This is a genomic window from Ruegeria sp. BE1, from assembly GCF_056538885.1.
Window position 1 is genome coordinate 33055 of record NZ_JBQFTY010000003.1, and the last position, 26119, is coordinate 59173.

The following is a 26119-nucleotide window of genomic DNA, read 5'->3' on the forward strand; positions in this document are numbered from 1 at the left end:
GACAGGTCTCAGGCGCGGGTCCACAGGGCGTTTTCGCCCAGTTTCTCAACAAATGCCTCATGCGCTGCGCGTTCATCCTCGGTGATTTTCGATGCAAGAGGTGTCGGACGCGCCGTGGGACGCCAGTCATCCTGACCGCCTGCGCCCGATGACGCGGATGTGGACAGGCCGAAATCCGGCTGCCGCCCGCCGATCAGTTCCAGATAAACCTCGGCCAGAATTTCCGAATCGAGCAAGGCCCCGTGCAGCGTCCGGTTCGAGTTGTCGATATTGAACCGCCGGCACAACGCATCCAGTGACGCGGGCGAGCCGGGAAAACGTTTGCGCGCAATGGCCAGCGTATCCAGTGCCTGATCCATGGGAATCTGCGGCAGACCCAACCATCTGAGTTCCGCATTCAGGAATTTCATATCGAAGGAGGCGTTGTGGATCACCAGCTTGGAATCCTGAATAAAATCCAGAAAGCCCTGACCGACCTTGGCAAAAACAGGTTTGTCCTTCAGCGTCACCTCACCCTTTTCCGGCGGGCGCGGGTTGTCCAACAGGTCCGGGCCGATTCCATGCACGCCGAACGCCTCTTCGGGCATGGACCGTTCGGGGTTGATATAGACGTGATAGGTCTCACCGGTGGCCACGTGGTTCCACAATTCGACCGCGCCGATTTCGACAATCCGGTCGCCGCTTTCGGGATCAAACCCCGTGGTTTCGGTATCAAGTACAATCTCACGCATCTGCCATCCCCGCCCGTATCTGCCTGACCACATCCTGCACCTGCGCGCGGGCATGGTCCAGCGTATCCGTCACGATCACAAAATCCGACCGCGCGCATTTCTCGTCATTCGGCATTTGCTTGGCGCGGATCTGTTCGAACTGTGCCTCGGTCATCGTACCCCGCGCCATCACGCGGCGTTTTTGTTCCCCAGCCGTTGCCGACACACAGGCAACCGCGTCCATCGCCGCGTCCCCGCCCGTTTCAAAGAGCAGAGGGATGTCGAACACCAGAATATCCGCCGTCGCCGTCTCACGAAACGCAGCACGGTCCGCCGCCACCAATGGGTGCACGATCGCTTCGATCTGTTTCAACGCCTGCGGGTCTTGCGCGATGATCCGTTTCAGCGCGTCGCGGCTGACGGCCCCGTCGACAATCGCATCGGGAAAGAGGGCGCGCATGGGTTCAACAGCGGCCCCACCCCTTGTATAGAGCCTATGCACAGCCGCATCCGCATCCCACAGCGCACAGCCTTCGGCGACGAACATCTGCGCCGCGGTGCTTTTGCCCATCCCGATTGAGCCCGTCAGACCCAGCGCAAAGCTCATCCCAATACCGCCGCGCGCAGATCATCCGTGACCTCGGGACGCACACCGAACCAGCGTTCAAATCCGGGCACCGCCTGATGCAACAGCATGTCCAACCCGTTGACGGTGGTACAGCCTGCCTGTTCGGCCACCTGCAGCAGCTGCGTTTTCAACGGCGCATAGATCAGGTCGGTCACAACCGTGCCGGGCTGCAACCCATCCAGCGGCACCCGCAATTCCGGCTGCCCCTGCATTCCCAGTGACGTCGTGTTGACCACCAGTTCAGCCTGATCGACCACATTCCCGGCCCGCACCCAGTCAACCACGGTGATGCGGTCACCAAACTCCTGTTGCAGATGATCCGCGCGGGACCGGGTTCGGTTGGTCAGCAGAATCTGGGGCACGCCCGCCTCAATCAACGCCTGCAACACGGCGCGCGCCGCACCGCCCGCACCAAACACCACCGCAGGACCATCCGTTGGCACCCAATCCGGCGCGCCAGAATGCAGATTCTGCATGAATCCGTAGCCGTCGGTGTTATCCGCATGGATCGACCCGTCATCCTGAAACACCAGCGTATTCGCCGCCCCGATCTTTTTCGCCCGGTCCGAGACATGATCCGAGATGCGCAAAGCGGCCTCTTTATGCGGGACAGTCACATTGGTGCCGACAAACCCGGCCTTGGGCAGGGTGCGCAGAACGGTTTCCAGATCTTCCGGGGCCACATCCATCGGAACGTAATGCCCGGCCAGCCCATAGGTTTTCAGCCAATGCCCATGCAATTGCGGCGATTTGGAATGCGCAATCGGGTGCCCGACCACTCCGGCCAGAGGAATACGGTTCTTGCTCATTGATCGATCACCCCTTTGACGGCCAGATAATTCAGCAATTCCAACAGGGGCATACCCAAGACATTAAAATAGTCGCCGTCAATGGTGGCGAACAGGCGGACGCCTTCCTCTTCCAGCTTATAAGCGCCCACCGCGTGCCGGATGCTGTCCCAATTGCGGGTCACATAATCGCGCAGATACGCGTCCGAGCTGGCCCGCATCCGTAGACGCACCTGACCGACATGACGCCAGATCGGCTCACCGTCCTGATAGATCACCGCAGCCGACAGCAGCATATGCCGCTTGCCCCGCATCGCCTTGAGCTGCGCCAGCGCGTCTTCGGGCGTTTCGGGTTTCGACAGCAGCTGCCCGTCGAAATCCAGCACCTGATCACACCCCAACACCATCGCGCCTGGGGATTTATCGCTGATCTTGCGCGCCTTCATCTCGGCCAGGGCATCGGCAATGTCACGAGGCGCTGCGCCCTCGGCCAGCAGCGCGCGCTTCATGGTATCCTCGTCCACGCGCGCCACCTGAACGGAAAACGGCACGCCTGCGTTTTCCAGCAACTGTGCGCGGATGGATGAGCCTGAGGCCAGGATGATGGGGACAGACATGTGGACAACCCCGTGTGCAAATCGTTGAGCGTTCCTGAACGGTTTGTATGGTTTTCAGATTGACACGCAACCCCGGGATTTTCGCGCAAAACTTCCCTGAGTCGCTCAAACGCTGTCCATCCGGGACAAGGATAAGTCGGAAAGGTGGGAAAACCGCGATCTCCACAGATACCCCAAGATTTGTCCCCAGAGGTATTCAGGAATTCACAAAATAAGTATTTGTTTTATATATGAAATTTATCCCACTCACAGAATCACTCTTCCCACGCCTGAAAAAGTCCACCTGGGGAAAACACATGTGTAAAAAAGTAATCCACGGATTTTGTTCACCCTACAAAACCATCTTCCTTTTTCTTTTCTTATTTTTTTATTAGGGAGAGTTCCGAGCAACGCCCGGAGCCAGCATGACCGATCTTCTTTTCACGATTTACCCATGGGTGAAGTCCGTTCACATCATGGCCGTGATCTCATGGATGGCCGGCCTGTTCTATTTACCGCGTCTGTTCGTCTATCACGTCGAAAAAGCCCAAAGCGTCGATGGGGCTGAGACCATTTTCTATGAAATGGAAGAAAAGCTGCTGCGGGTAATCATGCGCCCGGCAATGATCGTCGCATGGGCATGTGGTCTGATCATGGTGTTCACGCCGGGCATCGTCGGATGGGATTTTGCGTGGCCCTGGGTCAAGGGGGCGGGCGTGATTGCCATGACCTGGTTCCATCATTGGCTAATGGCACGGCGCAAAGACTTCTTTGAGGGGCAAAATAAGCTCACTGGGCGGCAGTATCGCATGATGAACGAGGTTCCGACCATTCTGATGGTTGCCATCGTTCTGGCGGTCGTTCTGAAGTTCTAGGCACTTTACGTTTTCAGAAAGAAATAAGAATCGAAACGCGCGTTCGAGCGTAGCGAGAGGCAGCGTGTTTCGATGTCGATGAAACGTAAAGTGCTTTGAGGGGCGGTTTGACTCTGACGGCTGCGGCGCTTATGTAGGTGGCAACACGCCCGTCCGGGCGGCGTATCTTCCGTACTGAAATTCCACTTCGTGCCGCGCTGTCTGCGGTGAAGGTATATATCATGACAACTGAAGCTTTGAATCTGGCCGATCTGAAAGCCAAAAGCCCCAAAGACCTTTTGGCGATGGCCGAAGAGCTGGAAATCGAAAACGCCTCGACCATGCGCAAGGGCGAGATGATGTTCCAGATTCTGCGCGAACGCGCGGATGAAGGCTGGACCGTCGGTGGCGATGGTGTGCTTGAGGTTCTGCAGGACGGGTTTGGGTTCCTGCGCTCGCCCGAGGCGAACTACCTGCCGGGCCCGGATGACATTTATGTTTCGCCCGACATGATCCGTCTGCATTCGTTGCGCACCGGGGATACGGTCGAAGGTGAGATCAAGGCACCGGACGATAACGAGCGTTACTTTGCGCTGACCAAAGTCACGATGATCAACTTCGAGAATCCTGAGAAGGCCAAGCACAAGATTCTGTTCGACAACCTGACGCCTCTGTACCCCGATGAGCGTCTGAAGATGGAGATCGAGGATCCGACCATCAAGGACAAATCGGCACGCGTGATCGATCTGGTTGCGCCCATCGGTAAAGGCCAGCGGTCGCTGATCGTGGCACCGCCGCGGACGGGTAAGACGGTGATCCTGCAGAACATCGCGCATTCGATCGAACAGAACCACCCCGAATGCTATCTGATCGTCCTGCTGATCGATGAACGCCCGGAAGAGGTGACGGACATGCAGCGTTCGGTGAAGGGTGAGGTTGTGTCCTCGACCTTTGACGAACCGGCGACGCGCCACGTGGCTGTGTCGGAAATGGTGATCGAAAAGGCCAAGCGTTTGGTGGAACATAAGCGAGATGTTGTTATCCTTCTCGACTCGATCACAAGACTTGGTAGGGCCTTTAACACTGTGGTGCCATCCTCAGGCAAAGTTCTGACCGGTGGTGTGGACGCGAACGCGCTGCAACGGCCCAAGCGATTCTTTGGTGCGGCGCGGAATATCGAAGAGGGTGGTTCGTTGACCATCATCGCGACTGCTCTGATCGATACCGGCAGCCGGATGGACGAGGTGATCTTTGAAGAATTCAAGGGCACCGGTAACTCGGAAATCGTTCTGGATCGCAAGATTGCGGACAAACGCGTGTTCCCGGCCATCGACATCCTCAAGTCTGGTACACGAAAAGAGGACCTGCTGGTCGACAAGGGTGATCTGGCCAAGACCTTTGTTCTGCGCCGCATCCTCAACCCGATGGGCACCACCGACGCGATCGAGTTCCTGCTGTCCAAGCTAAAGCAGACCAAGACGAACGGTGAGTTCTTCGATTCGATGAACACCTGACACAGGTCTTAATCCAGGCGAGGCCTTCGAATGGATACGATATTCGCCTTGGCCAGCGCGCAAGGCAAAGCCGGGGTGGCGGTCATCCGCCTCTCGGGTCCTTTGGCGCATTCCGCTGCGGTCCAGCTGACCGGTAGCCCGCTGCCGCCACGTGGCATGCGGGTTCGGTCCTTGCATGCGGCCGACGGATCACGGTTGGATGATGGGCTTGTTCTGACGTTCGAAGCCCCGGCCAGCTTTACCGGTGAGCACGTGGCCGAGTTGCAAATCCACGGAAGTACGGCTTCGGTCAATGCCGTGATGCGGTGCCTATCCGAAACGGAAGGGTTGCGTCTGGCCGAGCCCGGGGAATTCACGCGTCGCGCGCTTGAGAATGGCAAGATGGATTTGACTCAGATCGAGGGCCTGGCCGATCTCATCGATGCTGAAACTGAAGCGCAGCGCAAACAGGCGCAGACCATTCTGGCTGGAGAGCTTGGTGGATTGGCCGAACGCTGGCGTCGTGATCTGATCCGCGCGGCATCCCTGTTAGAAGCGGTGATCGATTTTGCCGATGAAGAGGTTCCGACTGACGTGACGCCCGAAGTGCGCCAATTGGTGACGGGCGTGATGCGGGACCTGCAACACCAGGCAGAAGGTGTGAAAATTGCAGAGCGCATCCGAAACGGGTTCGAGGTTGCCATCGTGGGTTTGCCAAACGCCGGCAAGTCAACTTTGCTGAACGCTTTGGCAGGGCGTGAGGCGGCTATCACCTCCGAATATGCCGGAACGACCCGCGATGTGATCGAGGTTCGTATGGATCTTGGCGGCCTGCCAGTTACTTTGCTGGACACTGCCGGTTTGCGCAAGACCGAGGATCACGTTGAAAGCCTTGGGATCGAACTGGCCCGCAAACGCGCTGATGCAGCAGACTTGCGTGTGTTTCTGACGGAAGACCCTTTGGAATTGGGTGTTCAGATGCAGGACGGGGATATTCAATTGTTGCCGAAAGCCGACCTTCGCGAAGATGTTGAAGGTGGGATTTCTGGTAAAACGGGGCAAGGAATTGATCGCCTGATCAACCACATATCGCGTGTTCTGGGCGAACGATCCACTAGCCATGGTATTGCAACACGCGAAAGGCATCGTGTTTCGTTGATCGATGCGCGGAATGCGCTGAACACCGCCATGACAGTTCTGGAATCGGGTCCAGACCTGTATGATATCGCAGCCGAAGAACTGCGCACGGCGATCCGCGCCCTTGAAACTCTGGTCGGCAGAATAGGTGTAGAGGATCTGTTGGATGAGATTTTCTCTAGCTTCTGCCTTGGTAAGTAAGGAGTGTTTCACGTGAAACATTCAGATTTCGATGTAGTGGTCATTGGGGCTGGACATGCGGGCACCGAGGCCGCGCATGCCGCCGCGCGGATGGGAGTTGCCACGGCTTTGGTCACGCTGTCCGCATCAGATATCGGGGTGATGTCCTGTAACCCGGCCATTGGGGGATTGGGAAAAGGCCATTTGGTCCGCGAGATCGATGCGCTGGATGGTGTTATGGGGCGCGTTGCGGATCGCGCGGGTATCCAGTTCCGTTTGCTCAATCGTCGTAAAGGTCCCGCGGTGCAAGGACCCAGAACCCAAGCTGACCGCGCTTTGTATCGCGCTGCAATGCAAAGTGAGACCGAGAAACAAGAAAACCTCTCGGTGATCACCGGCGAGGTTACTGATTTCCTGATGGATCAAGACCGCGTCGCAGGCGTTGAACTGGCGGACGGGTCTGAGATCCGCGCAAGGGCAGTTATTCTGACATCCGGGACCTTCCTGCGCGGGGTGATCCATATCGGAGATGTGTCGCGTCCTGGTGGTCGGATGGGCGATCGTCCCTCGGTTAAGCTGGCCGAACGGCTTGATAGTTTTGCGTTGCCTTTGGGGCGTTTGAAAACGGGGACACCACCGCGGCTTGATGGCCGCACAATTGATTGGAACGACCTGGAACGTCAGGACGGAGATGACGATCCAACGCTCTTTTCCTTCCTGTCGACAGAGGTTGTGGCCCCTCAGATTTCCTGTGGCATAACGCATACCAACGCGCGGACACATGAAATCATCGAACAGAACCTGTCTCGGTCTGCAATGTATGGCGGTCATATAGATGGGGTGGGACCGCGATATTGTCCTTCAATCGAGGATAAAATTGTCCGCTTTGCGGAAAAGGACTCCCATCAGATTTTCCTGGAACCAGAAGGGGTCAATGACCATACCATCTACCCCAATGGAATTTCGACTTCCTTGCCTCAAGATGTTCAAGAGGCGTACGTCCAGTCGATCAAAGGGCTGGAAAAGGCAGAAATTTTACAACCGGGTTACGCGATTGAATATGACTACGTCGATCCTCGTGTCCTGACGTCGTCGCTGTCTCTTCCAAGTGCTCCGGCACTATATCTTGCTGGCCAGATTAACGGAACCACAGGATATGAGGAGGCAGCGGCCCAAGGGCTTGTTGCGGGTTTGAACGCAGCGCTTGCGGTTCAGGGCCGTGATCCTGCCCACTTTACGCGAGCAGACAGCTATATCGGCGTGATGATCGATGATTTGACCACCCGCGGGGTTGCAGAGCCATACCGCATGTTTACTTCAAGGGCTGAGTTCCGCCTGTCTCTCAGGGCAGACAACGCAGATCAGCGCCTGACGCCTCTGGGGATTGATCTGGGTTGCGTTGGGCAGCGTCGTGAAACCGTTTTTCTAGCTAAAATGGGGAAGCTGGCGACCGCCAAATCCCATCTGACCGAAAAGACCCACACTCCGAAAGAGATCCGCGCGGTTGGAATAAGCGTCAATCAGGACGGAAATCGCCGGGACGGTATGGCGCTATTGGCCTTTCCGGACGTTTCCTTCAGTGACCTGATTCCTCTTCTTCCAAACCTGGCAGATGTCGAAAGTGACATAAGACTGCAAGTAGAGCGGGATGCTTTGTACGCCAACTATATCGAGCGCCAGAAAAAAGACGTCGAAGCGATGAAACGTGACGAATCCTATGAGATTCCGCAGGATTTCGACTATTCAACGCTAGAAGGTCTGTCATCTGAAATGAAACAAAAGCTGTCACTTGCGCGGCCGCAAAACATTGCTCAGGCCGGGCGTGTTGAGGGTGTAACCCCGGCGGCTTTGACCTTGCTTCTTGCAAAATTGCGACGAGAGCAAAAGGTGCGCAAGGCATGAACTCCGGTGTTTTTGAGAGTTTGGATGTTTCACGTGAAACATTTGATCGGCTCACGACGTATGTGGAATTGGTGAAACGCTGGAACCCGAGGATAAACCTGGTTTCGCGCAACAGTTTGAACGATATCTGGAACCGCCACATATTGGATTCTGTACAGGTTTATCGTTGCGCAGCTACCTTCGATAGCTGGGTTGATCTTGGCAGCGGAGGCGGCTTTCCCGGTATGGTTTGCGCGATATTGGCCATCGAAGACGCCCCGTATGCGCAGTTTACCTTTGTTGAAAGCGATCAGCGTAAGTCTGCATTTCTCAGGAACGTTGCGCGCGAATGTGGTGCGCGATGCACTATTATCTCCAGACGAATCGAGCAGGTGGAGCCTTTGGGCGCGGATATCCTTTCGGCGCGCGCCCTTGCTGATCTTAAGACGCTTTTGTCATTTTCCAGCAGGCACTTAGCTGAAAATGGAACCGCCCTGTTGCCAAAAGGTGCAAGCTGGAAAAAAGAGCTGGATGAAGCGCGGGAAGAATGGAATTTTGAATGCGAGCCGATTACAAGTTTAACTGAACCCCAAGCAGTTATCCTAAGGATCAAAGGAGTATCGCGTGGTTGATCTGTCTCGTCCCTCAGGGCCCCGGATAATTGCGGTTGCCAATCAAAAGGGTGGGGTGGGTAAGACAACAACAGCGATCAATCTGGCTGCGGCACTGGCTGAGGCAGGAAGCAGGGTTTTGGTTGTTGACCTGGATCCACAGGGGAATGCCTCGACGGGGTTGGGTGTCGAAGACCGAGACTGGACGACATATGATCTGATCCTTGACGACGCGCCGCTTGAAGCCGTGGTGCAAGAGACTGAGATCGACGGCTTGTTTGTTATACCAGCCACGGTTGATCTGAGCTCGGCGGATATTGAGCTTATTTCAAACGAAAAGCGCAGCTATTTGCTGCATGATGCACTACGCCAGACGGCAATCGACCAATTTGACCTTGAATTTGTGCTGATCGATTGCCCGCCGTCTCTGAATTTGCTGACCGTAAACGCTATGGTTGCTGCGCATTCGGTGCTGGTCCCGCTGCAAAGTGAGTTTTTCGCTCTGGAAGGTTTGTCGCAACTCATGCTGACGATTCGAGAGGTTCGCCAGACGGCGAATCCCGACCTTAGAATCGAAGGTATTGTGTTGACCATGTATGACAACCGCAACAACTTGTCCCGTCAGGTCGAAAAGGATGCGCGTGACAATCTGGGTGAGATGGTATTTAAGACGAAAATACCCAGAAATGTGCGGGTCAGTGAGGCGCCGTCTTACGCTTTGCCGGTTCTGCAATATGACTCGGGGTCGTTGGGGGCGATGGCATATCGGCATCTGGCGCGGGAAGTGATTTATAAAAACAAGAATATTGCCGCTTGACCGGCAATGAGGAGGGCACCGTGGTGGCCAAAAAATCAAAACCAAGAGGGTTGGGTCGCGGTCTATCCGCGTTGATGGCGGATGTAACGCAGGAGTCCGAGGGGATAATCCCTTCGCAACCGCGTCGTCCGGACATGAAGGTTCCGATTGAAAAACTGCGCGCCAATCCCAATCAGCCGCGCCGGACCTTTTTGCCCCAGCAGTTGGACGAACTTGCTGCCTCGGTTAAAGAAAAAGGCATTATCCAGCCTTTGATCGTTCGAGAAATCTCGGGTGGCGACTACGAAATCGTTGCTGGTGAGCGGCGGTGGCGTGCAGCACAGATGGCGCAGCTGCACGAAATCCCGGTTATCGTTCGGGAATTCGACGACACCGAGGTTTTGGAAGTCGCGATTATCGAAAACATCCAGCGCGCGGATCTGAATGCCGTGGAAGAGGCTGCCGGTTACAAGCAGTTGATGGACCGGTTCGGGCACACGCAAGAGAAACTGGCCGAAGCTCTGGGCAAAAGCCGCAGCCATATTGCCAATCTGCTGCGGTTGTTGTCGCTGCCGATGGATGTCCAGACATTGGTGATCGAAGGAAAGCTGTCGGCAGGGCATGCGCGCGCGTTGATTACGGCGGAAAACCCGTCTGAACTGGCGAAGATCGTTGTGCGCGATGGTCTTTCGGTTCGTGCGACCGAGGCATTGGTCAAGAAACAGCAGGCTGATCCGGTTAAATCGGCGCCAAAGTCCAGAAATCTGGATGCGGGCAAGGATGCAGACACGCGCGCGCTTGAAAAAGACCTTTCGGCTATTCTGGCGATGAAGGTTGTGATTAACCACAAACCAGGAACGGAAACCGGGCAGGTGGTTCTGACCTATGAAAACCTGGATCAACTCGACGATCTGTGTGCCAAGCTCAGCCGTTAGGGCGAGTCCAGATAAAGATCATCACCGCGCCTAATACCAACGCCTGAATGATCAGAACATGGGACGGCAAACCCAGTACCAAAGACAACGCAAACACGGCGGCGACCGAGACGGTAGCCGCCTTTTTTGCGCCCGGTCGGATCGCGCCATGGGTCTGCCAGTCAACGATCATCGGGCCGAAGGTGCGATGGGTGATCAACCAATTGTGCAGACGGGATGAGGATCGGGCAAAGAAAAACGCGGCCAGCAGCAGGAATGGCACCGTCGGCAACAGGGGTAACACAATACCCACCACCGCCAAACCGACGCAGATCAATCCAAGAGCGGCCCAGATATATTGCATCGTCTAATCCAGCAACTCTCGGATCACCGCATTCAGAACGGCGCGCCCGTCCTTTGTGGCGATCAGCCTGCCACCGGTTTGCTGCACCATCCCGATCTCCCCTAACTCAGCCAGTTTGTTTGCGGGAAGGGGATGATCGGCTAAGGCATTGAATCTATCAATATCTAGTCCTTCGACAATCCGTAGCCCCATCATCAGGTATTCTTTTGTCTGATCTTGCGTACTAAGCGCCGACCGCTCTTTTTCTCCGGCCCCTGTGCTAACAGCATTTAACCACGCTGTTGGCGACAGGTAGGTTTCTGTCGCCAGTTTGCGTCCGTTCAGGGTGACGCGGCCATGTGCGCCGGGCCCGATGCCGACATAGTCGCCATAGCGCCAATAGATCAGATTGTGCTGAGATTCTGCCCCGGGCCGCGCGTGGTTTGAGACCTCATAGGCGGGCAGGCCGTGCGCCTCGCAGATCTCTTGTGTGGTCAGATACATGTCGGCGGCGTGGTCATCCTCGGGCAGGCCGCGTAGTTTTCCGATGGCATAGCGGTCGCCAAAGGCGGTGCCTTCCTCGATGGTCAGTTGGTAGAGCGACAGGTGGTCTACGGCCATCGAAAGGGCCTCGGTCAGTTCCGCCTGCCAATCCGCGGGCGTTTGGTGTTGGCGGGCGTAGATCAGGTCAAAGCTGACGCGATCAAAGCAAGAGCGGGCGATATCGAACGCGGCGCGGGCCTCGGCAACGGTATGAATGCGACCCAGGCGGCGCAGGTCTTCGTCATTCAGCGCCTGCACCCCCATGGAAATCCGGTTGACCCCGGCATCGCGATAGGCGGCAAAGCGCCCGGCCTCGACCGAGCCGGGATTGGCTTCAAGCGTGATTTCCATGTCATTGGCCGGTCGCCACAGCGCGCGGGCCTCGTCAATGACAGCAGCAACGGTTGCGGGCTCCATCAGGGACGGGGTGCCGCCACCAAAGAAGATCGTGTTCAACACCCGATCCGGGGTTTCCGCGGCTGAGCGCCGCAATTCGCTCAGATAAGCGCTAAGCCATTGTTTTTGATCTATATTACGAGAAACATGGCTGTTGAAATCGCAATAGGGGCATTTGGCCTCGCAAAAGGGCCAATGCACGTACAGGCCAAAGCCCCAGTTGCGCCAATCATCCGCCAAAGCAGCCTTTCACGAACATCTCCACCGCGCGGCCGCGATGGCTGATCTTGTTCTTTTCCCAGCGATCCATCTCGGCAAAGGTAATGTCATAGCCGTCGGGGACAAACATCGGGTCATAGCCAAACCCGCCTTCGCCGCGAATGGGCCAGACCAGATGGCCGGGGGCGATGCCTTCGAACACCTCGTCATGACCGTCGGGCCAGGCCAGCACCAGAGTGCTGCGGAATTGTGCTGTGCGCGGGTGCGGGGCGTTCTTGGCCTCCAGCTCAGTATGCGCGCGGGTCATGGCCATCAGGAAATCGCGGCCATTGCCGGTTTCGGCCCAATCGGCGGTGTAAACACCCGGCGCGCCGTCCAGCGCATCGATGGTGATCCCGGAATCGTCCGACAGGGCAGGCAGGCCGGTCGCCTTGGCTGCGGCATGTGCCTTGATCCGGGCGTTGCCGACAAAGGTATCCTCGGTTTCTTCCGGTTCGGGCAGGTTCATTTCGCCCGCGCCAATCACGGTCACACCAAAGGGCTCAAGCAGATGCGCCATCTCCTCGAGCTTGCCTTTGTTATGCGTGGCGAACAGCAGCCTGTCGCTGTCGAACTTACGGGTCATGCGGTCGCAGCCTTTTGCGCGGCGGCCAGTTCGCCCACGCCTTTTTCGGCCAGATCCATCAGCTGATCCATCTGCGCGCGGCTAAAGACCGAGCCTTCGGCGCTCATCTGCACTTCGATCAGCTTGCCCGATCCGGTCATGATGAAGTTGCCGTCCACGCCGGCCTCGCTGTCCTCGGGGTAGTCCAGATCCAGAACCGGCTGACCGGCATAGATACCACAAGACACGGCAGCCACCGGATCGACCAGAGGATCGGAGATCACATCGCCCGCTTTCATCAACTTGTTCACCGCCAGACGCAGCGCAACCCAACCGCCGGTGATCGAGGCGCAGCGGGTGCCGCCATCGGCCTGAATCACATCGCAGTCGACGGTGATCTGACGTTCACCCAAGGCAACGCGGTCCACACCGGCGCGCAGGGCGCGGCCGATCAGGCGTTGGATTTCCACGGTGCGGCCGCCTTGTTTGCCGCTGGCGGCCTCACGCCGCATCCGGGTGTTGGTGGCGCGGGGCAGCATGCCGTATTCGGCGGTGACCCAACCCAGGCCGGAACCTTTGATAAAGGGCGGTACGCGATCCTCGATCGTGGCGGTGCACAGCACATGGGTGTCGCCCATCTTGATCAGGCAGGAACCTTCGGCATGTTTGGTAAAGCCCGTCTCGATTGAAACGGCGCGCATTTCGTTTAGATCACGTCCTGAGGGTCGCATGGAAAATCCTTTGTTGGCTGGGTTGGGGATAACTCTCAGTGGCGTTACGATGCAACCCCGATTGACCTTTCATTTGCCTGCGATTTAATGACGACCCAGCAGGGGGCCGCCGATGAGCGAAGCAAGCAAAATTCTGAATGAGATGAACGACCGCTCACGCGAAGTGTTCCGGCTGATCGTCGAAAGCTATTTGGAAAGCGGTGAGCCGGTGGGCAGCCGCACCCTGACCCGCACCCTGTCAGAGAAAGTCAGCGCCGCAACCGTGCGCAATGTGATGCAGGATCTGGAGTTTCTGGGCCTGCTCGACAGCCCTCATGTATCAGCGGGCCGGATTCCCACGCAGCAAGGGCTGCGGATGTTTGTCGACGGGCTGCTTGAGGTCGGTGATCTGGGCGCGGATGATCGGCAGAAGCTGGACCAGACATTAGGCTCTAACGCAGGCGATGTGGGGGGGATGCTGGATCGTGTGGGATCGGCTTTATCACACGTGACACAAGGCGCCTCGCTGGTTCTGACGCCCAAGCACGAGGCCGAGATCAAGCATATCGAGTTCGTCTCGCTGGGCCATGACCGTGCGTTGGTGGTTTTGGTGTTCTCGGACGGTCACGTGGAGAACCGACTGTTCTCACCTCCGCCGGGGCAAACGCCCAGTTCCATGCGCGAGGCAGCGAATTTTCTGAACGCACTGATCGAAGGCCGGACGCTGAGCGAAGTGCGTCGTCAGATGCTGACCCAAATCGATGCCCGCAAGCAAGAGATCGATGTGCTGGCGCGGGAAATGGTCGAAAGTGGCATGGCGGCTTGGGACGGAGACGGGGAAGACTCGGCCCGTTTGATCGTGCGCGGACGGGCGAATCTGTTGAATGAACCGGGTCAGGCCGAAGAGTTGGACCGAATCCGCACCCTGTTTGACGATCTGGAACGCAAACGTGACATCGCCGAATTTCTGGAATTGACCGAAGAAGGCGAGGGTGTGCGCATTTTTATCGGGTCTGAGAACAAACTTTTCTCACTTTCGGGTTCCTCTTTGGTGGTGTCTCCATATATGAACGCTGATCGTAAGATAATCGGTGCGGTTGGGGTCATCGGACCCACACGTCTGAACTATGGGCGGATCGTACCGATCGTGGATTATACGGCGCAACTGGTCGGCAAGCTGATATCCGACCGGAGCTAGAGGGTAAGAGATGGCAGAGCCCAAGAACGAAGATTTTCTGGACGATATCGCAGCCGCTGAGGCCGAAGAACTGGCGGAAGAGATCGCGGAATTCAGCGATGAAGCGCTGGAGCTGGATGAACTGCGTGCCGAGCGGGACGATTACAAAGACAAATTCATGCGCGCGCTGGCGGATGCCGAAAACGCGCGCAAGCGCGGCGATAAGGCGCGTCGGGATGCGGAACAGTATGGTGGCTCGAAACTGGCCCGTGACATGCTGCCGGTTTACGACAACATGAAACGTGCGCTTGAGGCGGCCACCGACGAACAGAAAGAAGTGGCTGCCGGTCTGCTTGAAGGTGTTGAGCTGACCATGCGTGCGCTGAAGGATGTGTTTCAGAAACACGGGATCGAGGTGATTACCCCGGAAGTGGGGGATCGCTTTGACCCGAATGTGCATGAGGCGATGTTTGAGGCCCCGGTGCCCGGTACGCGCGCAGGGGACATCATTCAGGTCTCGGCCGAAGGGTTCATGCTGCATGACCGTTTGCTGCGCCCGGCACAGGTTGGCGTATCGTCGACGCCTGCGAGCTGATTGGCCTCTGCGAGGCCAAGCCTCCGGCGGCCGTATTTTGAACAAGAAGAAGGGGCGGTCAGTTTTTGGCCGCCTCTTTCAGTTTGTAGATCAGGTCGAGCGCGTCGCGGGGGCTGAGCTCATCCGGCAGGATGTCGTCCAGCATGTCCGTGACAGGGGAGGTTTTTGGCGCTGGGGGCGGAGGCGGCGGTGCGGCGGAGAACAGTGGCAGGTCGTCGATCAGCGCCTTTTGCTTGCCGCCTTCGCGTTCGGTTTTCTCTAGTTGATCCAGCACTACGCGGGCGCGATCGACGACCGAGGCCGGGAGGCCCGCCAATTGCGCGACCTGAACGCCATAGGACCGGTCGGCAGCACCCTTGTGGACCTCGTGCAGGAAAATGACCTCACCTTCCCATTCCTTGACGGCGACAGTGGCATTGTCGACGCCTGTCAGTTTCCCGGCCAGTGCGGTGAGTTCGTGGTAATGCGTTGCGAAAAGGGCGCGGCATTGGTTTGCGGCGTGCAGGTGTTCCAGCGTGGCCCAGGCGATGGAGAGGCCGTCATAGGTGGCTGTTCCGCGCCCGATTTCGTCCAGAATGACAAGCGCACGGTCGTCGGCCTGGTTCAGAATAGCGGCGGTTTCGACCATTTCTACCATGAAGGTCGAGCGGCCACGCGCCAGATCGTCCGAGGCTCCGACACGGCTGAACAGCTGGCTGACAACGCCGATATGAGTCTGTTCGGCGGGGACGTAGCTGCCCATTTGTGCCAGCAGTGCAATCAGGGCGTTTTGGCGCAGGAATGTGGATTTACCGGCCATGTTGGGACCGGTCAGCAGCCAGACCGCGGCACCCTGATCGGCGCTGAGGTCGCAGTCATTGGCGATGAAGGCATCACCCGATTGCTGGCGCAGCGCGTGTTCAACGACCGGGTGGCGACCGCCTTGGATATTGAAGGCGCGCGAGCTGTCGACCTGGGGGCGGCACCAGTTTTCACCGCGCGCAAGATCGGCAAGTGCTGTGGTGAGATCCAGTTCTGCCAGCCCGCGGGCAGCTTGGTTCAGGCGGGCGGCGAGGGCGAGAACCTCGTCAGATAGCCTTTGATAGAGCCGCTTTTCGATCTCCAATGCCAGATTTCCGGCGTTCAGGATGCGGGTTTCGATCTCGGACAGTTCGACCGTGGTGAACCGTACCTGATTGGCGGTGGTCTGGCGGTGGATATAGGTCTCACTGAACGGTGGGTTCAGCATCTTCTCGGCATGGGTGGCCGTGGTTTCGATGAAATAGCCCAGCACGTTGTTGTGCTTGATCTTCAACGAGGTGATGCCGGTATGTTCCGCGTATTTCTGTTGAAAGCCTGCGATGACGGATCGGCCCTCGTCGCGCAGGGTGCGGGCCTCGTCCAGTTCCGCGTCAAACCCGGGCGCGATGAAGCCACCGTCGCGGGCCAGAAGGGGTGGTTCGGCCACAAGCGCCTCGTCCAGCAGGTTTAGCAGGTTGTCAAAGCCAACGAGGTTTTGCAGGGCGGTCGCCAGCAGAACCGGCAGGTCCTGACCCTCGCAGAGTTCGGCGATTGCGGCGGCCTGGGTCAGCCCGTTGCGGATGGCGGCCAGATCGCGCGGGCCGCCACGTTCCAGGGACAGGCGGGACAGGGCGCGGTCCAGATCGGGGGTTTTGCGCAGGGCCTCGCGCAGATCCGAGGCGATCAGGCTGTCTTCAGCGGCGAAATTCACCGCATCCAGTCGGGCGTGGATCACATCCAGATTGCGTGAGGGGCTGGAAAGGCGTTGTTCCAGCAGGCGGGCGCCCCCCGGTGTTACGGTGCGGTCAATCACCGACAGCAATGATCCGGCGCGGCCCCCGGACAGGGATCGGGTCAGTTCCAGGTTGCGGCGCGTGGCGGCGTCGATCTGCACCACGCGATCCTCGGATTCCTTCAAAGGCGTCTGCAGCAGGGGCAATTTGCCTTTCTGCGTGATCTCAAGATAGTCGATCAATGCGCCCATGGCGGACACTTCGGCCCGGCCAAAGGACCCGAACGCATCCAAAGCGCCCACGTGAAACAACCCGCAGATGCGTTTTTCCGCCGCCGTGCTGTCGAAACTGGCGCGCCCGATGGGGGTCAGCGAAATACCCAGATCGCGGGTGGTTTCGTTCAGTTCCCGCTCCGCCCCGTCGGCCACGATCAGCTCGGACGGGGCCAGCCGCGCCAGTTCCGGGCTGAGCCGAACGGATGTCAAAGGCATCACGTGAAACGCGCCGGTGGAAATATCGGCCCAGGCCAATGCGGCCTCATCCCGAACCTCGGCATAGGCGGCCAGAAAGTTGTGGCGGCGGGCCTCAAGCAGGGCGTCCTCGGTCAGTGTGCCGGGGGTGACCAGACGCACAACATCGCGCCGAACCACTGATTTAGAGCCTCTTTTCTTCGCCTCAGCCGGGCTTTCCATCTGTTCGCACACGGCCACGCGGAACCCTTTGCGGATCAGGGTCAGCAGATATCCCTCGGCGGCATGGACGGGGACGCCGCACATGGGGATGTCCTCGCCATTGTGTTTGCCGCGCTTGGTCAGGGCGATGTCCAGCGCCTCGGCCGCGTTGACGGCGTCCTCGAAAAACATCTCGTAGAAATCGCCCATGCGGTAAAACAGCAGCGCGTCGGCATGGGCGTCTTTGATTTCGAGATATTGCGCCATCATCGGCGTGACTGTGGACAAGGCTGTTCCCTTCTGGCGTATTCCGGCGCGACCTTACAAATCCGGCGGCTGCGACGAAAGGCGAAATCTATTGTCGTTGAGGCTGAGGCGGGCCTAGGCTAAGACGCTAAGGCCCCAACTTGCAAAGAAACGACATATTCCATGCCCAAAACGAAGATCACCAAAGAAGAAGCGCTGGCCTTTCACCTGGACCCGACCCCCGGCAAGTGGGAGGTGCAGGCCACCGTCCCGATGACCACCCAGCGCGATCTGTCGCTGGCCTATAGCCCCGGTGTGGCGGTTCCCTGCGAGGCCATCGCTGAGGCGCCCGAAACAGCCTATGACTATACCAACAAGGGCAATCTGGTTGCGGTGATTTCGAACGGGACGGCGGTTCTGGGTCTTGGCAATCTGGGCGCGCTGGGGTCGAAACCGGTGATGGAGGGGAAATCCGTCCTGTTCAAGCGGTTCGCGGATGTGAATTCGATCGATATTGAACTGGATACCGAAGACCCGGACGAATTCTGCCGCGCTGTGCGTCTGATGGGGCCGACCTTTGGTGGGATCAACCTTGAGGACATCAAAGCGCCCGAATGTTTCATCATCGAACAGCGCCTGAAGGAAGAGATGGACATTCCCGTCTTTCACGATGACCAACATGGCACGGCGGTGATCTGTGCGGCGGGGCTGCTGAACGCGCTGCATATCTCGGGCAAGAAGATCGAGGATGTGAAGATCGTTCTGAACGGCGCAGGGGCTGCCGGGATCGCCTGTATCGAATTGCTGAAATCGATGGGCGCGCGGCATGAGAACTGCATCGTGTGCGACACCAAGGGCGTGATCTATCAGGGCCGCACCGAAGGGATGAACCAGTGGAAATCGGCGCACGCGATCACCACCGAATTGCGCACGCTGGAAGATGCCATGAAGGGCGCGGACGTGTTCCTGGGTGTCTCGGTCAAAGGGGCGGTGACGCAGGATATGGTGGCCAGCATGGCCGACAACCCGGTGATTTTTGCCATGGCGAACCCCGATCCCGAGATTACGCCGGAAGAGGCACATGAGGTGCGTGTGGATGCCATCGTCGCCACCGGGCGCAGCGACTATCCCAATCAGGTGAATAACGTTCTGGGCTTCCCCTACCTGTTCCGCGGCGCTTTGGATATTCACGCCCGCGCGATCAATGATGAGATGAAGATCGCCTGTGCCCATGCGCTGGCCAATCTGGCGCGCGAGGATGTGCCGGATGAGGTCGCCATGGCCTATGGCAAATCGCTGACCTTCGGGCGCGATTACATTATTCCCACGCCGTTCGATCCGCGCCTGATCCACCGCATTCCGCCCGCCGTTGCCAAGGCCGGGATGGATACCGGGGCTGCGCGGCGTCCAATCATCGACATGGACGCCTATGAGCTGAGCCTGAAATCCCGCATGGACCCGACCGCCAGCATCCTGCGCGGTCTGAACGCCCGCGCCCGCGCGGCGCAAAGCCGGATGATCTTTGCCGAAGGCGACGATCCGCGCGTATTGCGTGCGGCGGTGACCTATCAGCGCTCGGGCTTTGGTAAGGCGCTGGTTGTCGGTCGCTCGGAAGAGGTAAAGCAAAAGCTGGAAGAGGCCGGTCTGGGCGATGCCGTGCGCGAGCTTGAGGTGGTGAACGCCGCCAGAACCACGCATCTGGATGCCTACAAGGACTTTCTCTATCAGCGGCTTCAGCGCAAAGGGTTTGATCGCAAGGATATTCACCGGCTGGCGGCGCGGGACCGGCACGTGTTTTCATCCCTGATGCTGGCACATGGGCATGGCGATGGTCTGGTGACCGGGGCCACACGCAAATCGGCGCATGTGCTGGACCGGATCAACCATGTGTTTGATGCGGATGCGACGCATGGGGCTGCTGGTGTGACAGCCTTGTTGCACAAGGGGCGGATCGTGCTGATCGGGGACACCCTTGTGCATGAATGGCCCGACGAAAACGATTTGGCCAATATCGCAGAACGTTCCGCCGCCGTGGCCCGCCATATGGGGCTTGAGCCACGTGTGGCCTTTGTCAGTTTCTCGACCTTCGGCTATCCGGTGTCGGAACGGGCCGAAAAGATGCACCGTGCGCCTGCGGTTCTGGACCAGCGCGGCGTGGATTTCGAATACGAAGGCGAAATGACCGTCGATGTTGCCCTGAACGTGGATCAGCAGGCCAGCTATCCGTTCCAGCGTCTGACCGGTCCCGCGAATATCCTGATCGTTCCGGCGCGCCATTCGGCGTCGATTTCCACCAAGCTGATGCAGGAAATGGGCGGAGCGACTGTGATTGGCCCGATCCTGTCGGGCATCGACAAGCCGATTCAGATCTGTTCGACCGTGTCGACGGCGAATGACATTCTGAACATGGCGATCCTCGCCTCCTGCGATATTTCGGGCAAACCATGACGATCTGGAATCTCGGCTCGATCAATGCGGACATGATCTATGACGTGCCGCATCTGCCCGGACCGGGTGAGACGCTTTCGGCCAATCGTCTGGATCGGTTTCTTGGGGGCAAAGGCGCGAATATGTCTGTCGCCGCCGCCCGTGCCGGTGCGCGGATTGCGCATATCGGGGCCGTGGGTGCAGATGGGCTGTGGGCGCGGGATCGGTTGACGGAATATGGCGTGGACACGCGCCATATCGCGCAGGTGGACGTACCCACGGGTCATGCGATTATCGCGGTGGATGCCAAGGGTGAGAACAATATCATCCTGTTTCAGGGTTCGAACCACGCGATCTCGGACGATCAATTGGGGCAAGCCCTGTCATCCGCGTCGCAGGGCGATCTGCTGGTGATGCAGAACGAAACCAACCTTCAGGTCGAGGCTGCCCGCATGGGGCGCAAGATGGGCCTGACCGTCTGTTACGCCGCCGCCCCGTTTCAGGCCGACTCTGTGCAGGCCGTTCTGCCCTATCTGGATTTCCTGATCCTGAACGAGGTTGAGGCCGAACAGCTGCATCAGGCCACGGGCCAATCGGTGAGCGATCTGGACATTGCGCATGTCATCGTCACGCTGGGCGCAAAGGGCGCGCGCTACTACCATGGGGGGGAGGTATCCGAGTTTGCCGCCCATAAGGTGCAGGCCGTGGATACGACGGGCGCGGGCGATACGTTCACCGGTTATGTTTTGGCTTGGATGGATCGTGGGATGCCGATGGCGCAGGCGATCCTGCAAGCAAATCGTGCCGCGGCCTTGATGGTCACGCGGCACGGGACTGCTGATGTGATCCCCGACCTCAAAGAGGTGCACGAGGCGCGGTTCAGTTAAGAGCCGACAAAAGGTGCGTCGCCGCCCCACAGCTGCTTGACGCGCGCGTCGCGGCCGCAGGCATTGCGATAGGCTTTATAGGCGTTCTTCTGACGCTTGGGACCAAAGCGGGTGAAGACCAGCTTTTCGCCCTTGTAATAGTCCTGGTGATATTCCTCGGCCGGATAAAACGCCCCTTCCTGCAGGATTGGGGTGACCACGGTCTGCCCAAGGGCGCGCTGGGCATCAGCCTTTGCTGCCTCGGCCAGGGCCTTTTCCCCAGCGTTAGAGACGAAAATCGCCGTGCGATAGCTGTTTCCCCGGTCGCAGAACTGACCGCCTGCATCCGTGGGATCGACCGAACGGAAAAACATGCTCAGCAGGGTTTCACGGGAAACGCGGGCCGGGTCAAAGGTGATCTGGACGGCCTCATAGTGGCCGGTGCCACCCTTGGACACCTGATCATAGGTGGGGTTGGCTGCCTTGCCGCCGGTGAAACCGGACACGGCACCAATCACGCCGGGTACGGATTCGAAATCGGATTCGACACACCAGAAACAGCCTCCGGCAACCGTCAGGGTCTCGGGTCCGGCGGCGGGCGCGGGGGCCGCGCGCAGCAGCGCCGCGATGGTGATCAAAGCAAAAAGAAGCGTCGGTTTGACGTAGTCGAGATAAGCGATGCGTGTCATGGCAGGTCTCCTTCTGAGATCAGGCTGCCTTGTCTTTTCCCCCGGCGCAATCGCCTGACATGGTTTGTCACGGGGTGGTGAGACGAGTTTATCCCAACAGCTGACCCAGCTTCATCGCCACACCCATATTTCCCGAAATCTTGAGCTTACCCAACGCAACCCCGGTCATCGGGTTCAGCTTGCCGGTCAGCAGTTTCGTCAGATTGTCCTGCGAAATGCGGATGGTGCAATCCGCGTCCTGATCCTGTGTGGTGGCCTGATTATTGGCCAGAACGATGACCCCGTCATCGCCGCAATCGAATTTCAGCGAGCCGTCAAAGCTTTTGCCGTTCAGACCCTTTTGAATGCCGTCCGCGATGTCCTGCAACATGGTGTTCCTCCTCAGTTGACCTTTGGGTAAAGGCAACCGGGCGGGGCGGGCAAGGGTGACCCAACTGGAACTGACGCAGAGATGAAAAACCCCGGCGTTGCGGGCCGGGGTTTTTTAGAATGCTATCGCGTTACTTCGACAACCGCTTGTCACGCGCCGCCAGCAGTTTCAGGCGCAGCGCGTTCAGTTGGATAAAGCCCGCCGCGTCTTTCTGATCATAAGCGCCGGCGTCTTCCTCAAAGGTCACGTGTGCCTCGGAATAGAGCGAGTGATCCGACCAGCGGCCCACGGTCGAGGCCAGACCTTTGTACAGTTTCACACGGACGGTGCCGGTGACATGTTCTTGCGAGCGGTCGATGGCGGCCTGCAGCATCTCACGTTCGGGCGAGTACCAGAAGCCGTTATAGATCAGCTCGGCATATTGCGGCATCAGCTGGTCTTTCAGATGCATCGCGCCGCGGTCCATGGTGATGGATTCGATCCCACGGTGTGCTTCCAGCAGGATGGTGCCGCCGGGGGTCTCATAAATGCCGCGCGACTTCATACCGACGAACCGGCCTTCGACCAGATCCAGACGGCCAATGCCGTGCTTGCCGCCATATTCGTTCAATTTGGTCAGGATGGTCGCGGGGCTCATCGCCTCGCCATTGATGCTGACCGCGTCGCCTTTTTCGAAACCGATCTCGATGAATTCGGGCGTGTTCGGCGCGTCTTCGGGGTGGACGGTGCGCTGATAGACGTAATCCGGCGCCATATCGGCGGGGTCTTCCAGAACCTTACCCTCGGACGAGGTGTGCAAAAGGTTCGCATCGACCGAGAACGGCGCCTCACCACGTTTGTCCTTGGCGATCGGGATCTGGTTCTGTTCGGCAAATTCCAGCAGCTTGGTGCGGCTGGTCAGGTCCCATTCACGCCAGGGCGCAATGACCTTGATGTCGGGGTTCAGGGCGTAGGCCGCCAGTTCGAACCGAACCTGATCGTTGCCCTTGCCGGTCGCGCCGTGGGACACGGCATCGGCACCGGTGGCCTCGGCAATCTCAACCAAACGTTTCGAGATCAGCGGGCGCGCGATGGAGGTGCCCAGCAGGTACAGCCCCTCATACTGCGCATTTGCACGGAACATGGGGAAGACGAAATCGCGGACAAATTCCTCGCGGATGTCCTCGATATAGATGTTTTCGGGTTTGATCCCCAGCAGCTCGGCCTTTTTACGGGCGGGTTCCAGTTCCTCACCCTGACCCAGATCGGCGGTGAAGGTGACAACCTCACAGCCATATTCGGTCTGCAACCATTTCAGAATGATCGAGGTATCAAGGCCACCGGAATAGGCCAGAACAACTTTCTTGGGCGCGGACATCTGACTTCCCCTTATGCGTAGAACGCTTGGCCCCTAGCGGGTTTTGAAAGCGGGGGCAAGTTATCTGCGTTGACGCTGGGCGGGAATTGCGGTGAAACAGGCTCAAAGAGAACAATGATTGGTTGAAGGGGCAGTTTTTCAATGTTGGGCTGGCAGATTTTTGTTCATTCCGTGCGGATGGTGTTTGGAAACCTCAAGCAGGTGCTTCAGATCACAACGGGCCCTGCACTGGTTGCAACTGCGGTGATCATTGCGGCGTTTTTTGTTCTGGATATTCCGCTGGACGAACTGGGCGCGCAGACCGGAGATTTACCGTCCACAGCCTCAACCGGATCGATTGTTCTGTTTGTGATCTGCCTGATCATTGTTGGCTTTGTGACTACGTTCTGGATCGCTGTGTCCTGGCACCGCTTTATTCTGCTTGAGGAATACCCCCGCGGCATTTTCCCGACCTTCCGGTTCGACAGAATCCTAGCCTATTTCGGACGGCTTCTGTTGCTTGGGCTATTGATGGGACTTGCCTTTATACCAATCAGTCTTGTTGTTTCGATAATCGGCGGCGTATTGGCATTGGCGATTGCCGCGGTTTACGCCATCTTTTTGGTCGCTTGCTTTTACCGACTGTCCATCATTCTGCCGGCGGCAGCCATTGGAAACCCGCTGTCTTTCAGCGGCGCCTGGAGCAACACCGAGGGCACAACCGGGGCTATCTTAACGCTGCTGGTCGTGAACTTTCTGTTTCAGTTTGTGATACAACTGATCTTTACGGCACTTGCCTTTATCCCGGTATTGGGCATTTTGCTGACCTTGTTCTTTGGAACCCTGGTTCTGCCTCTGGTCAATGTCAGCATCCTGACCACGATGTTCGGCGTATTTGTCGAAAAACGCGAACTCAACTGATGCGTACACAGATGTATTCCTTGCTCTTTTAGTCAGGATCGGCCAGTGAACGGGTCATGACTGATTTCATGACCCGTGCCCGCGCTGCCGAACAGGCGATGCGCTCTGTGTTTCCGGCAACGCCGTTGCAGCGGAATGCCCATCTGTCTGATCGGTATGGGGCTGACATCTGGCTCAAACGCGAAGACCTCAGCCCGGTGCGGTCGTATAAAATCCGCGGTGCGTTCAATGCCATGCGCAAGCAGCAGGGTCAGGACCTGTTCGTTTGCGCCAGCGCGGGCAACCATGCGCAGGGTGTGGCCTTCATGTGCAGGCATCTGGGCGTGAAGGGCGTGATCTTCATGCCAGTCACCACACCGCAGCAGAAAATCCAGAAAACCCGCATCTTTGGTGGCGACAATATCGAAATCCATCTGACCGGAGACTATTTCGATGACACCTTGGCCGCTGCCCAAGCCTGGTGCGCACAGCAGGGCGGGCATTTCCTGTCGCCTTTTGACGATGAGGATGTGATCGAAGGTCAGGCATCACTGGCGGTTGAGATCGAAGAACAGCTGGGCAAACTGCCCGACCACGTGATCCTGCCGGTGGGCGGGGGCGGCATGTCCTCGGGTGTGGCGACGTGGTTCGGGGATCGTACCCATTGCCTGTTTGTCGAACCAAAAGGCGGCGCCTGCCTGCATGCGGCAATGGCGGCGGGGCATCCGGTGGCGCTGGATCATATCGACAATTTCGTCGATGGCGCTGCGGTTGGAAAGATTGGTGCGAAACCGTTTGAGCTGCTCAAGGATCGCCATCTGTCGGACGTGCATGTCCTGTCCGAGGATCGCATCTGCACCACGATGATTGAGATGCTGAATGTCGAAGGCATCGTGCTGGAGCCCGCAGGTGCGTTGGCGATTGAGGCGCTGGGCGACATCCAAAGCTTTATCCGTGGCAAGACTGTGGTTTGCCTTACATCGGGCGGCAATTTCGATTTCGAACGCCTGCCCGAGGTCAAGGAACGGGCGCAGCGCTATTCGGGCGTCAAGAAATACTTCATCCTGCGCCTGCCGCAGCGCCCCGGTGCGCTGAAGGAGTTTCTGGGCATTCTCGGCCCCGAGGATGACATCGCCCGGTTCGAATACATGAAGAAATCGGCGCGCAATTTCGGCTCGGTCCTGATCGGGATTGAAACCCGCAAGCCCGAGAATTTTGCCCGCCTGTTTGCCCATCTGGACGAGGCCGGGTTTACCTATACTGACATAACCGAAGATGAGACGCTGGCGCAGTTCGTGATCTAAGCCAGATTTGTACCTTTTTCGGCCAGAAACACGGTGCGGGATTCGTCATAGATTTGCAGCAGGGCGGTCAGATCAACCTCGGCCGCCTGTCCTGCAGCGGCGTGGCGTTCCGCATCCTGACACAGTTTGGAAAACCGGTCGAACCCAAGGCTGAGTGCGCTGCCTTTCAGAAAGTGCATGTTCTGCTCGAACTCAAGACGGTTGGTATCGCCGTGTACCCTGTCGATGGTTTCCTGCACTTCGTCCAGAAAAATCTCAACCACCTCGTCGAACTCGCTGGCACCAACCTCATCCCTGAGCTGTCTGACCCTGGACCAGTCGATCATGTTCGGTGCCTCCACAGATATCGCGATGTGACTTGCATAGGCCGCGCTCGGTAAAGGTCGGGTTAAACCACGACAA

The 26119-nt window shown here is 58.1% G+C and carries 26 protein-coding genes; 13 read left to right on the plus strand and 13 right to left on the minus strand.

Features of this window, described 5'->3' with window-relative positions; genetic code table 11:
* Positions 1-8 precede the first annotated feature (8 nt).
* Genes dnaQ through ACR0J5_RS10270 form a run of 4 tightly spaced genes read right to left on the minus strand, consistent with a single transcriptional unit; the run spans position 9 to position 2743 of the window.
* The gene (gene dnaQ, locus ACR0J5_RS10255) at positions 9-731 is read right to left on the minus strand and encodes a DNA polymerase III subunit epsilon (protein ID WP_480652978.1); all 723 of its coding nucleotides are present in this window, start codon (positions 729-731) and stop codon (positions 9-11) included.
* On the minus strand, positions 724-1317 hold the full coding sequence (gene coaE, locus ACR0J5_RS10260) for a dephospho-CoA kinase (RefSeq protein WP_480652979.1): 594 nt from the start codon (positions 1315-1317) through the stop codon (positions 724-726). The genes dnaQ and coaE overlap by 8 nt, the downstream gene beginning before the upstream one ends.
* Complete coding sequence (locus ACR0J5_RS10265; protein WP_480652980.1) at positions 1314-2147, minus strand: shikimate dehydrogenase; 834 nt, start codon at positions 2145-2147, stop codon at positions 1314-1316. The genes coaE and ACR0J5_RS10265 overlap by 4 nt, the downstream gene beginning before the upstream one ends.
* Complete coding sequence (locus ACR0J5_RS10270) at positions 2144-2743, minus strand: Maf family protein (protein WP_480652981.1); 600 nt, start codon at positions 2741-2743, stop codon at positions 2144-2146. Before ACR0J5_RS10270 ends, ACR0J5_RS10265 begins: the two co-directional genes overlap by 4 nt.
* Positions 2744-3147: 404 nt before the next feature.
* On the opposite strand from ACR0J5_RS10270, the gene ACR0J5_RS10275 reads away from it, so the two are divergent.
* The 7 genes from ACR0J5_RS10275 (at position 3148) to ACR0J5_RS10305 (ending at position 10609) form a co-directional block, all read left to right on the plus strand.
* Positions 3148-3597 carry a CopD family protein gene (locus ACR0J5_RS10275; RefSeq protein ID WP_480652983.1) on the plus strand — a complete coding sequence of 150 codons (450 nt, stop codon included), beginning with the start codon at positions 3148-3150 and terminating at the stop codon, positions 3595-3597.
* 221 nt (positions 3598-3818) lie between these two features.
* A complete protein-coding gene (gene rho, locus ACR0J5_RS10280; RefSeq protein ID WP_170326120.1) occupies positions 3819-5090 on the plus strand; it encodes a transcription termination factor Rho in 1272 nt (423 codons plus the stop codon).
* Between the two features lie 30 nt (positions 5091-5120).
* Positions 5121-6407, plus strand: coding sequence for a tRNA uridine-5-carboxymethylaminomethyl(34) synthesis GTPase MnmE (gene mnmE / locus ACR0J5_RS10285; RefSeq protein WP_480652985.1), 1287 nt, complete (start codon positions 5121-5123; stop codon positions 6405-6407).
* 12 nt (positions 6408-6419) lie between these two features.
* Entirely contained in the window at positions 6420-8288 is a 1869-nt protein-coding gene (gene mnmG / locus ACR0J5_RS10290) for a tRNA uridine-5-carboxymethylaminomethyl(34) synthesis enzyme MnmG (RefSeq protein WP_480652987.1), read from the plus strand.
* Complete coding sequence (gene rsmG, locus ACR0J5_RS10295; protein ID WP_480652989.1) at positions 8285-8899, plus strand: 16S rRNA (guanine(527)-N(7))-methyltransferase RsmG; 615 nt, start codon at positions 8285-8287, stop codon at positions 8897-8899. The genes mnmG and rsmG overlap by 4 nt, the downstream gene beginning before the upstream one ends.
* Complete coding sequence (locus tag ACR0J5_RS10300) at positions 8892-9695, plus strand: ParA family protein (protein WP_480652991.1); 804 nt, start codon at positions 8892-8894, stop codon at positions 9693-9695. Before rsmG ends, ACR0J5_RS10300 begins: the two co-directional genes overlap by 8 nt.
* A 20-nt stretch (positions 9696-9715) precedes the next feature.
* Positions 9716-10609 (plus strand): ParB/RepB/Spo0J family partition protein, encoded by an 894-nt coding sequence (locus tag ACR0J5_RS10305; protein WP_480652993.1) that lies wholly within the window; start codon positions 9716-9718, stop codon positions 10607-10609.
* On the opposite strand, the gene ACR0J5_RS10310 is transcribed toward ACR0J5_RS10305, so the two are convergent.
* The 4 genes from ACR0J5_RS10310 to rph are packed head-to-tail and all read right to left on the minus strand — an operon-like array spanning position 10599 to position 13424.
* The gene (locus ACR0J5_RS10310) at positions 10599-10952 is read right to left on the minus strand and encodes a YbaN family protein (protein ID WP_480652995.1); all 354 of its coding nucleotides are present in this window, start codon (positions 10950-10952) and stop codon (positions 10599-10601) included. The genes ACR0J5_RS10305 and ACR0J5_RS10310 overlap by 11 nt on opposite strands.
* A gap of 3 nt (positions 10953-10955) precedes the next feature.
* Complete coding sequence (gene hemW, locus ACR0J5_RS10315; RefSeq protein WP_480652997.1) at positions 10956-12110, minus strand: radical SAM family heme chaperone HemW; 1155 nt, start codon at positions 12108-12110, stop codon at positions 10956-10958.
* A complete protein-coding gene (gene rdgB, locus ACR0J5_RS10320) occupies positions 12100-12714 on the minus strand; it encodes an RdgB/HAM1 family non-canonical purine NTP pyrophosphatase (protein WP_480652999.1) in 615 nt (204 codons plus the stop codon). Before rdgB ends, hemW begins: the two co-directional genes overlap by 11 nt.
* Positions 12711-13424, minus strand: a complete 714-nt coding sequence (rph, locus tag ACR0J5_RS10325) for a ribonuclease PH (RefSeq protein ID WP_170412685.1) — start codon at positions 13422-13424, stop codon at positions 12711-12713. The genes rdgB and rph overlap by 4 nt, the downstream gene beginning before the upstream one ends.
* 112 nt (positions 13425-13536) lie before the next feature.
* Between rph and hrcA the strand changes: the two genes are divergently transcribed.
* Together hrcA and ACR0J5_RS10335 are read left to right on the plus strand one after the other, a co-directional pair.
* Positions 13537-14601: a heat-inducible transcriptional repressor HrcA gene (gene hrcA / locus ACR0J5_RS10330; RefSeq protein WP_480653002.1), complete on the plus strand. Its 1065-nt coding sequence runs from the start codon at positions 13537-13539 to the stop codon at positions 14599-14601.
* A 10-nt stretch (positions 14602-14611) separates the two neighbouring features.
* Positions 14612-15175 carry a nucleotide exchange factor GrpE gene (locus tag ACR0J5_RS10335; protein ID WP_480653004.1) on the plus strand — a complete coding sequence of 188 codons (564 nt, stop codon included), beginning with the start codon at positions 14612-14614 and terminating at the stop codon, positions 15173-15175.
* A 58-nt stretch (positions 15176-15233) separates the two neighbouring features.
* On the opposite strand, the gene mutS is transcribed toward ACR0J5_RS10335, so the two are convergent.
* Positions 15234-17849, minus strand: a complete 2616-nt coding sequence (gene mutS, locus ACR0J5_RS10340) for a DNA mismatch repair protein MutS (RefSeq protein ID WP_480653919.1) — start codon at positions 17847-17849, stop codon at positions 15234-15236.
* A 159-nt stretch (positions 17850-18008) separates the two neighbouring features.
* On the opposite strand from mutS, the gene ACR0J5_RS10345 reads away from it, so the two are divergent.
* Both ACR0J5_RS10345 and ACR0J5_RS10350 read left to right on the plus strand, forming a co-directional pair.
* Positions 18009-20273, plus strand: a complete 2265-nt coding sequence (locus ACR0J5_RS10345) for an NADP-dependent malic enzyme (RefSeq protein ID WP_480653006.1) — start codon at positions 18009-18011, stop codon at positions 20271-20273.
* The gene (locus ACR0J5_RS10350; protein WP_480653008.1) at positions 20270-21139 is read left to right on the plus strand and encodes a ribokinase; all 870 of its coding nucleotides are present in this window, start codon (positions 20270-20272) and stop codon (positions 21137-21139) included. Before ACR0J5_RS10345 ends, ACR0J5_RS10350 begins: the two co-directional genes overlap by 4 nt.
* Here the strand turns inward: ACR0J5_RS10350 and msrA are convergent.
* From msrA to ACR0J5_RS10365, 3 genes are all read right to left on the minus strand, one after another.
* Positions 21136-21807 carry a peptide-methionine (S)-S-oxide reductase MsrA gene (msrA, locus tag ACR0J5_RS10355; RefSeq protein ID WP_480653010.1) on the minus strand — a complete coding sequence of 224 codons (672 nt, stop codon included), beginning with the start codon at positions 21805-21807 and terminating at the stop codon, positions 21136-21138. The genes ACR0J5_RS10350 and msrA overlap by 4 nt on opposite strands.
* 88 nt (positions 21808-21895) lie before the next feature.
* Complete coding sequence (locus ACR0J5_RS10360) at positions 21896-22177, minus strand: SCP2 sterol-binding domain-containing protein (protein WP_480653012.1); 282 nt, start codon at positions 22175-22177, stop codon at positions 21896-21898.
* Positions 22178-22307: 130 nt separating this feature from the next.
* Positions 22308-23534, minus strand: a complete 1227-nt coding sequence (locus tag ACR0J5_RS10365) for an argininosuccinate synthase (protein WP_480653014.1) — start codon at positions 23532-23534, stop codon at positions 22308-22310.
* Between the two features lie 177 nt (positions 23535-23711).
* Here ACR0J5_RS10365 and ACR0J5_RS10370 point away from each other — a divergent pair, with 177 nt between their 5' ends.
* Positions 23712-24434, plus strand: coding sequence for a hypothetical protein (locus tag ACR0J5_RS10370; RefSeq protein ID WP_480653921.1), 723 nt, complete (start codon positions 23712-23714; stop codon positions 24432-24434).
* Between the two features lie 56 nt (positions 24435-24490).
* Positions 24491-25717 (plus strand): threonine ammonia-lyase IlvA, encoded by a 1227-nt coding sequence (gene ilvA, locus ACR0J5_RS10375; protein WP_480653016.1) that lies wholly within the window; start codon positions 24491-24493, stop codon positions 25715-25717.
* On the opposite strand, the gene ACR0J5_RS10380 is transcribed toward ilvA, so the two are convergent.
* On the minus strand, positions 25714-26043 hold the full coding sequence (locus ACR0J5_RS10380; RefSeq protein WP_480653018.1) for an Hpt domain-containing protein: 330 nt from the start codon (positions 26041-26043) through the stop codon (positions 25714-25716). The genes ilvA and ACR0J5_RS10380 overlap by 4 nt on opposite strands.
* Positions 26044-26119: the final 76 nt, after the last annotated feature.

Bases quoted from the DNA above. Each gene is read 5' to 3' on its own strand.
- ACR0J5_RS10350 (WP_480653008.1), top strand. From the start codon at position 20,270: ATGACGATCTGGAATCTCGGCTCGATCAATGCGGACATGATCTATGAC.
- coaE (WP_480652979.1), bottom strand. From the start codon at position 1,317: ATGAGCTTTGCGCTGGGTCTGACGGGCTCAATCGGGATGGGCAAAAGC.
- ACR0J5_RS10370 (WP_480653921.1), top strand. From the start codon at position 23,712: ATGGTGTTTGGAAACCTCAAGCAGGTGCTTCAGATCACAACGGGCCCT.
- ilvA (WP_480653016.1), top strand. From the start codon at position 24,491: ATGACTGATTTCATGACCCGTGCCCGCGCTGCCGAACAGGCGATGCGC.
- ACR0J5_RS10310 (WP_480652995.1), bottom strand. From the start codon at position 10,952: ATGCAATATATCTGGGCCGCTCTTGGATTGATCTGCGTCGGTTTGGCG.
- rsmG (WP_480652989.1), top strand. From the start codon at position 8,285: ATGAACTCCGGTGTTTTTGAGAGTTTGGATGTTTCACGTGAAACATTT.
- dnaQ (WP_480652978.1), bottom strand. From the start codon at position 731: ATGCGTGAGATTGTACTTGATACCGAAACCACGGGGTTTGATCCCGAA.
- msrA (WP_480653010.1), bottom strand. From the start codon at position 21,807: ATGACACGCATCGCTTATCTCGACTACGTCAAACCGACGCTTCTTTTT.
- mutS (WP_480653919.1), bottom strand. From the start codon at position 17,849: ATGATGGCGCAATATCTCGAAATCAAAGACGCCCATGCCGACGCGCTG.
- mnmE (WP_480652985.1), top strand. From the start codon at position 5,121: ATGGATACGATATTCGCCTTGGCCAGCGCGCAAGGCAAAGCCGGGGTG.
- rdgB (WP_480652999.1), bottom strand. From the start codon at position 12,714: ATGACCCGTAAGTTCGACAGCGACAGGCTGCTGTTCGCCACGCATAAC.
- rph (WP_170412685.1), bottom strand. From the start codon at position 13,424: ATGCGACCCTCAGGACGTGATCTAAACGAAATGCGCGCCGTTTCAATC.
- ACR0J5_RS10380 (WP_480653018.1), bottom strand. From the start codon at position 26,043: ATGATCGACTGGTCCAGGGTCAGACAGCTCAGGGATGAGGTTGGTGCC.
- ACR0J5_RS10365 (WP_480653014.1), bottom strand. From the start codon at position 23,534: ATGTCCGCGCCCAAGAAAGTTGTTCTGGCCTATTCCGGTGGCCTTGAT.
- rho (WP_170326120.1), top strand. From the start codon at position 3,819: ATGACAACTGAAGCTTTGAATCTGGCCGATCTGAAAGCCAAAAGCCCC.
- ACR0J5_RS10360 (WP_480653012.1), bottom strand. From the start codon at position 22,177: ATGTTGCAGGACATCGCGGACGGCATTCAAAAGGGTCTGAACGGCAAA.
- ACR0J5_RS10345 (WP_480653006.1), top strand. From the start codon at position 18,009: ATGCCCAAAACGAAGATCACCAAAGAAGAAGCGCTGGCCTTTCACCTG.
- ACR0J5_RS10270 (WP_480652981.1), bottom strand. From the start codon at position 2,743: ATGTCTGTCCCCATCATCCTGGCCTCAGGCTCATCCATCCGCGCACAG.
- ACR0J5_RS10275 (WP_480652983.1), top strand. From the start codon at position 3,148: ATGACCGATCTTCTTTTCACGATTTACCCATGGGTGAAGTCCGTTCAC.
- ACR0J5_RS10265 (WP_480652980.1), bottom strand. From the start codon at position 2,147: ATGAGCAAGAACCGTATTCCTCTGGCCGGAGTGGTCGGGCACCCGATT.
- ACR0J5_RS10335 (WP_480653004.1), top strand. From the start codon at position 14,612: ATGGCAGAGCCCAAGAACGAAGATTTTCTGGACGATATCGCAGCCGCT.
- hrcA (WP_480653002.1), top strand. From the start codon at position 13,537: ATGAGCGAAGCAAGCAAAATTCTGAATGAGATGAACGACCGCTCACGC.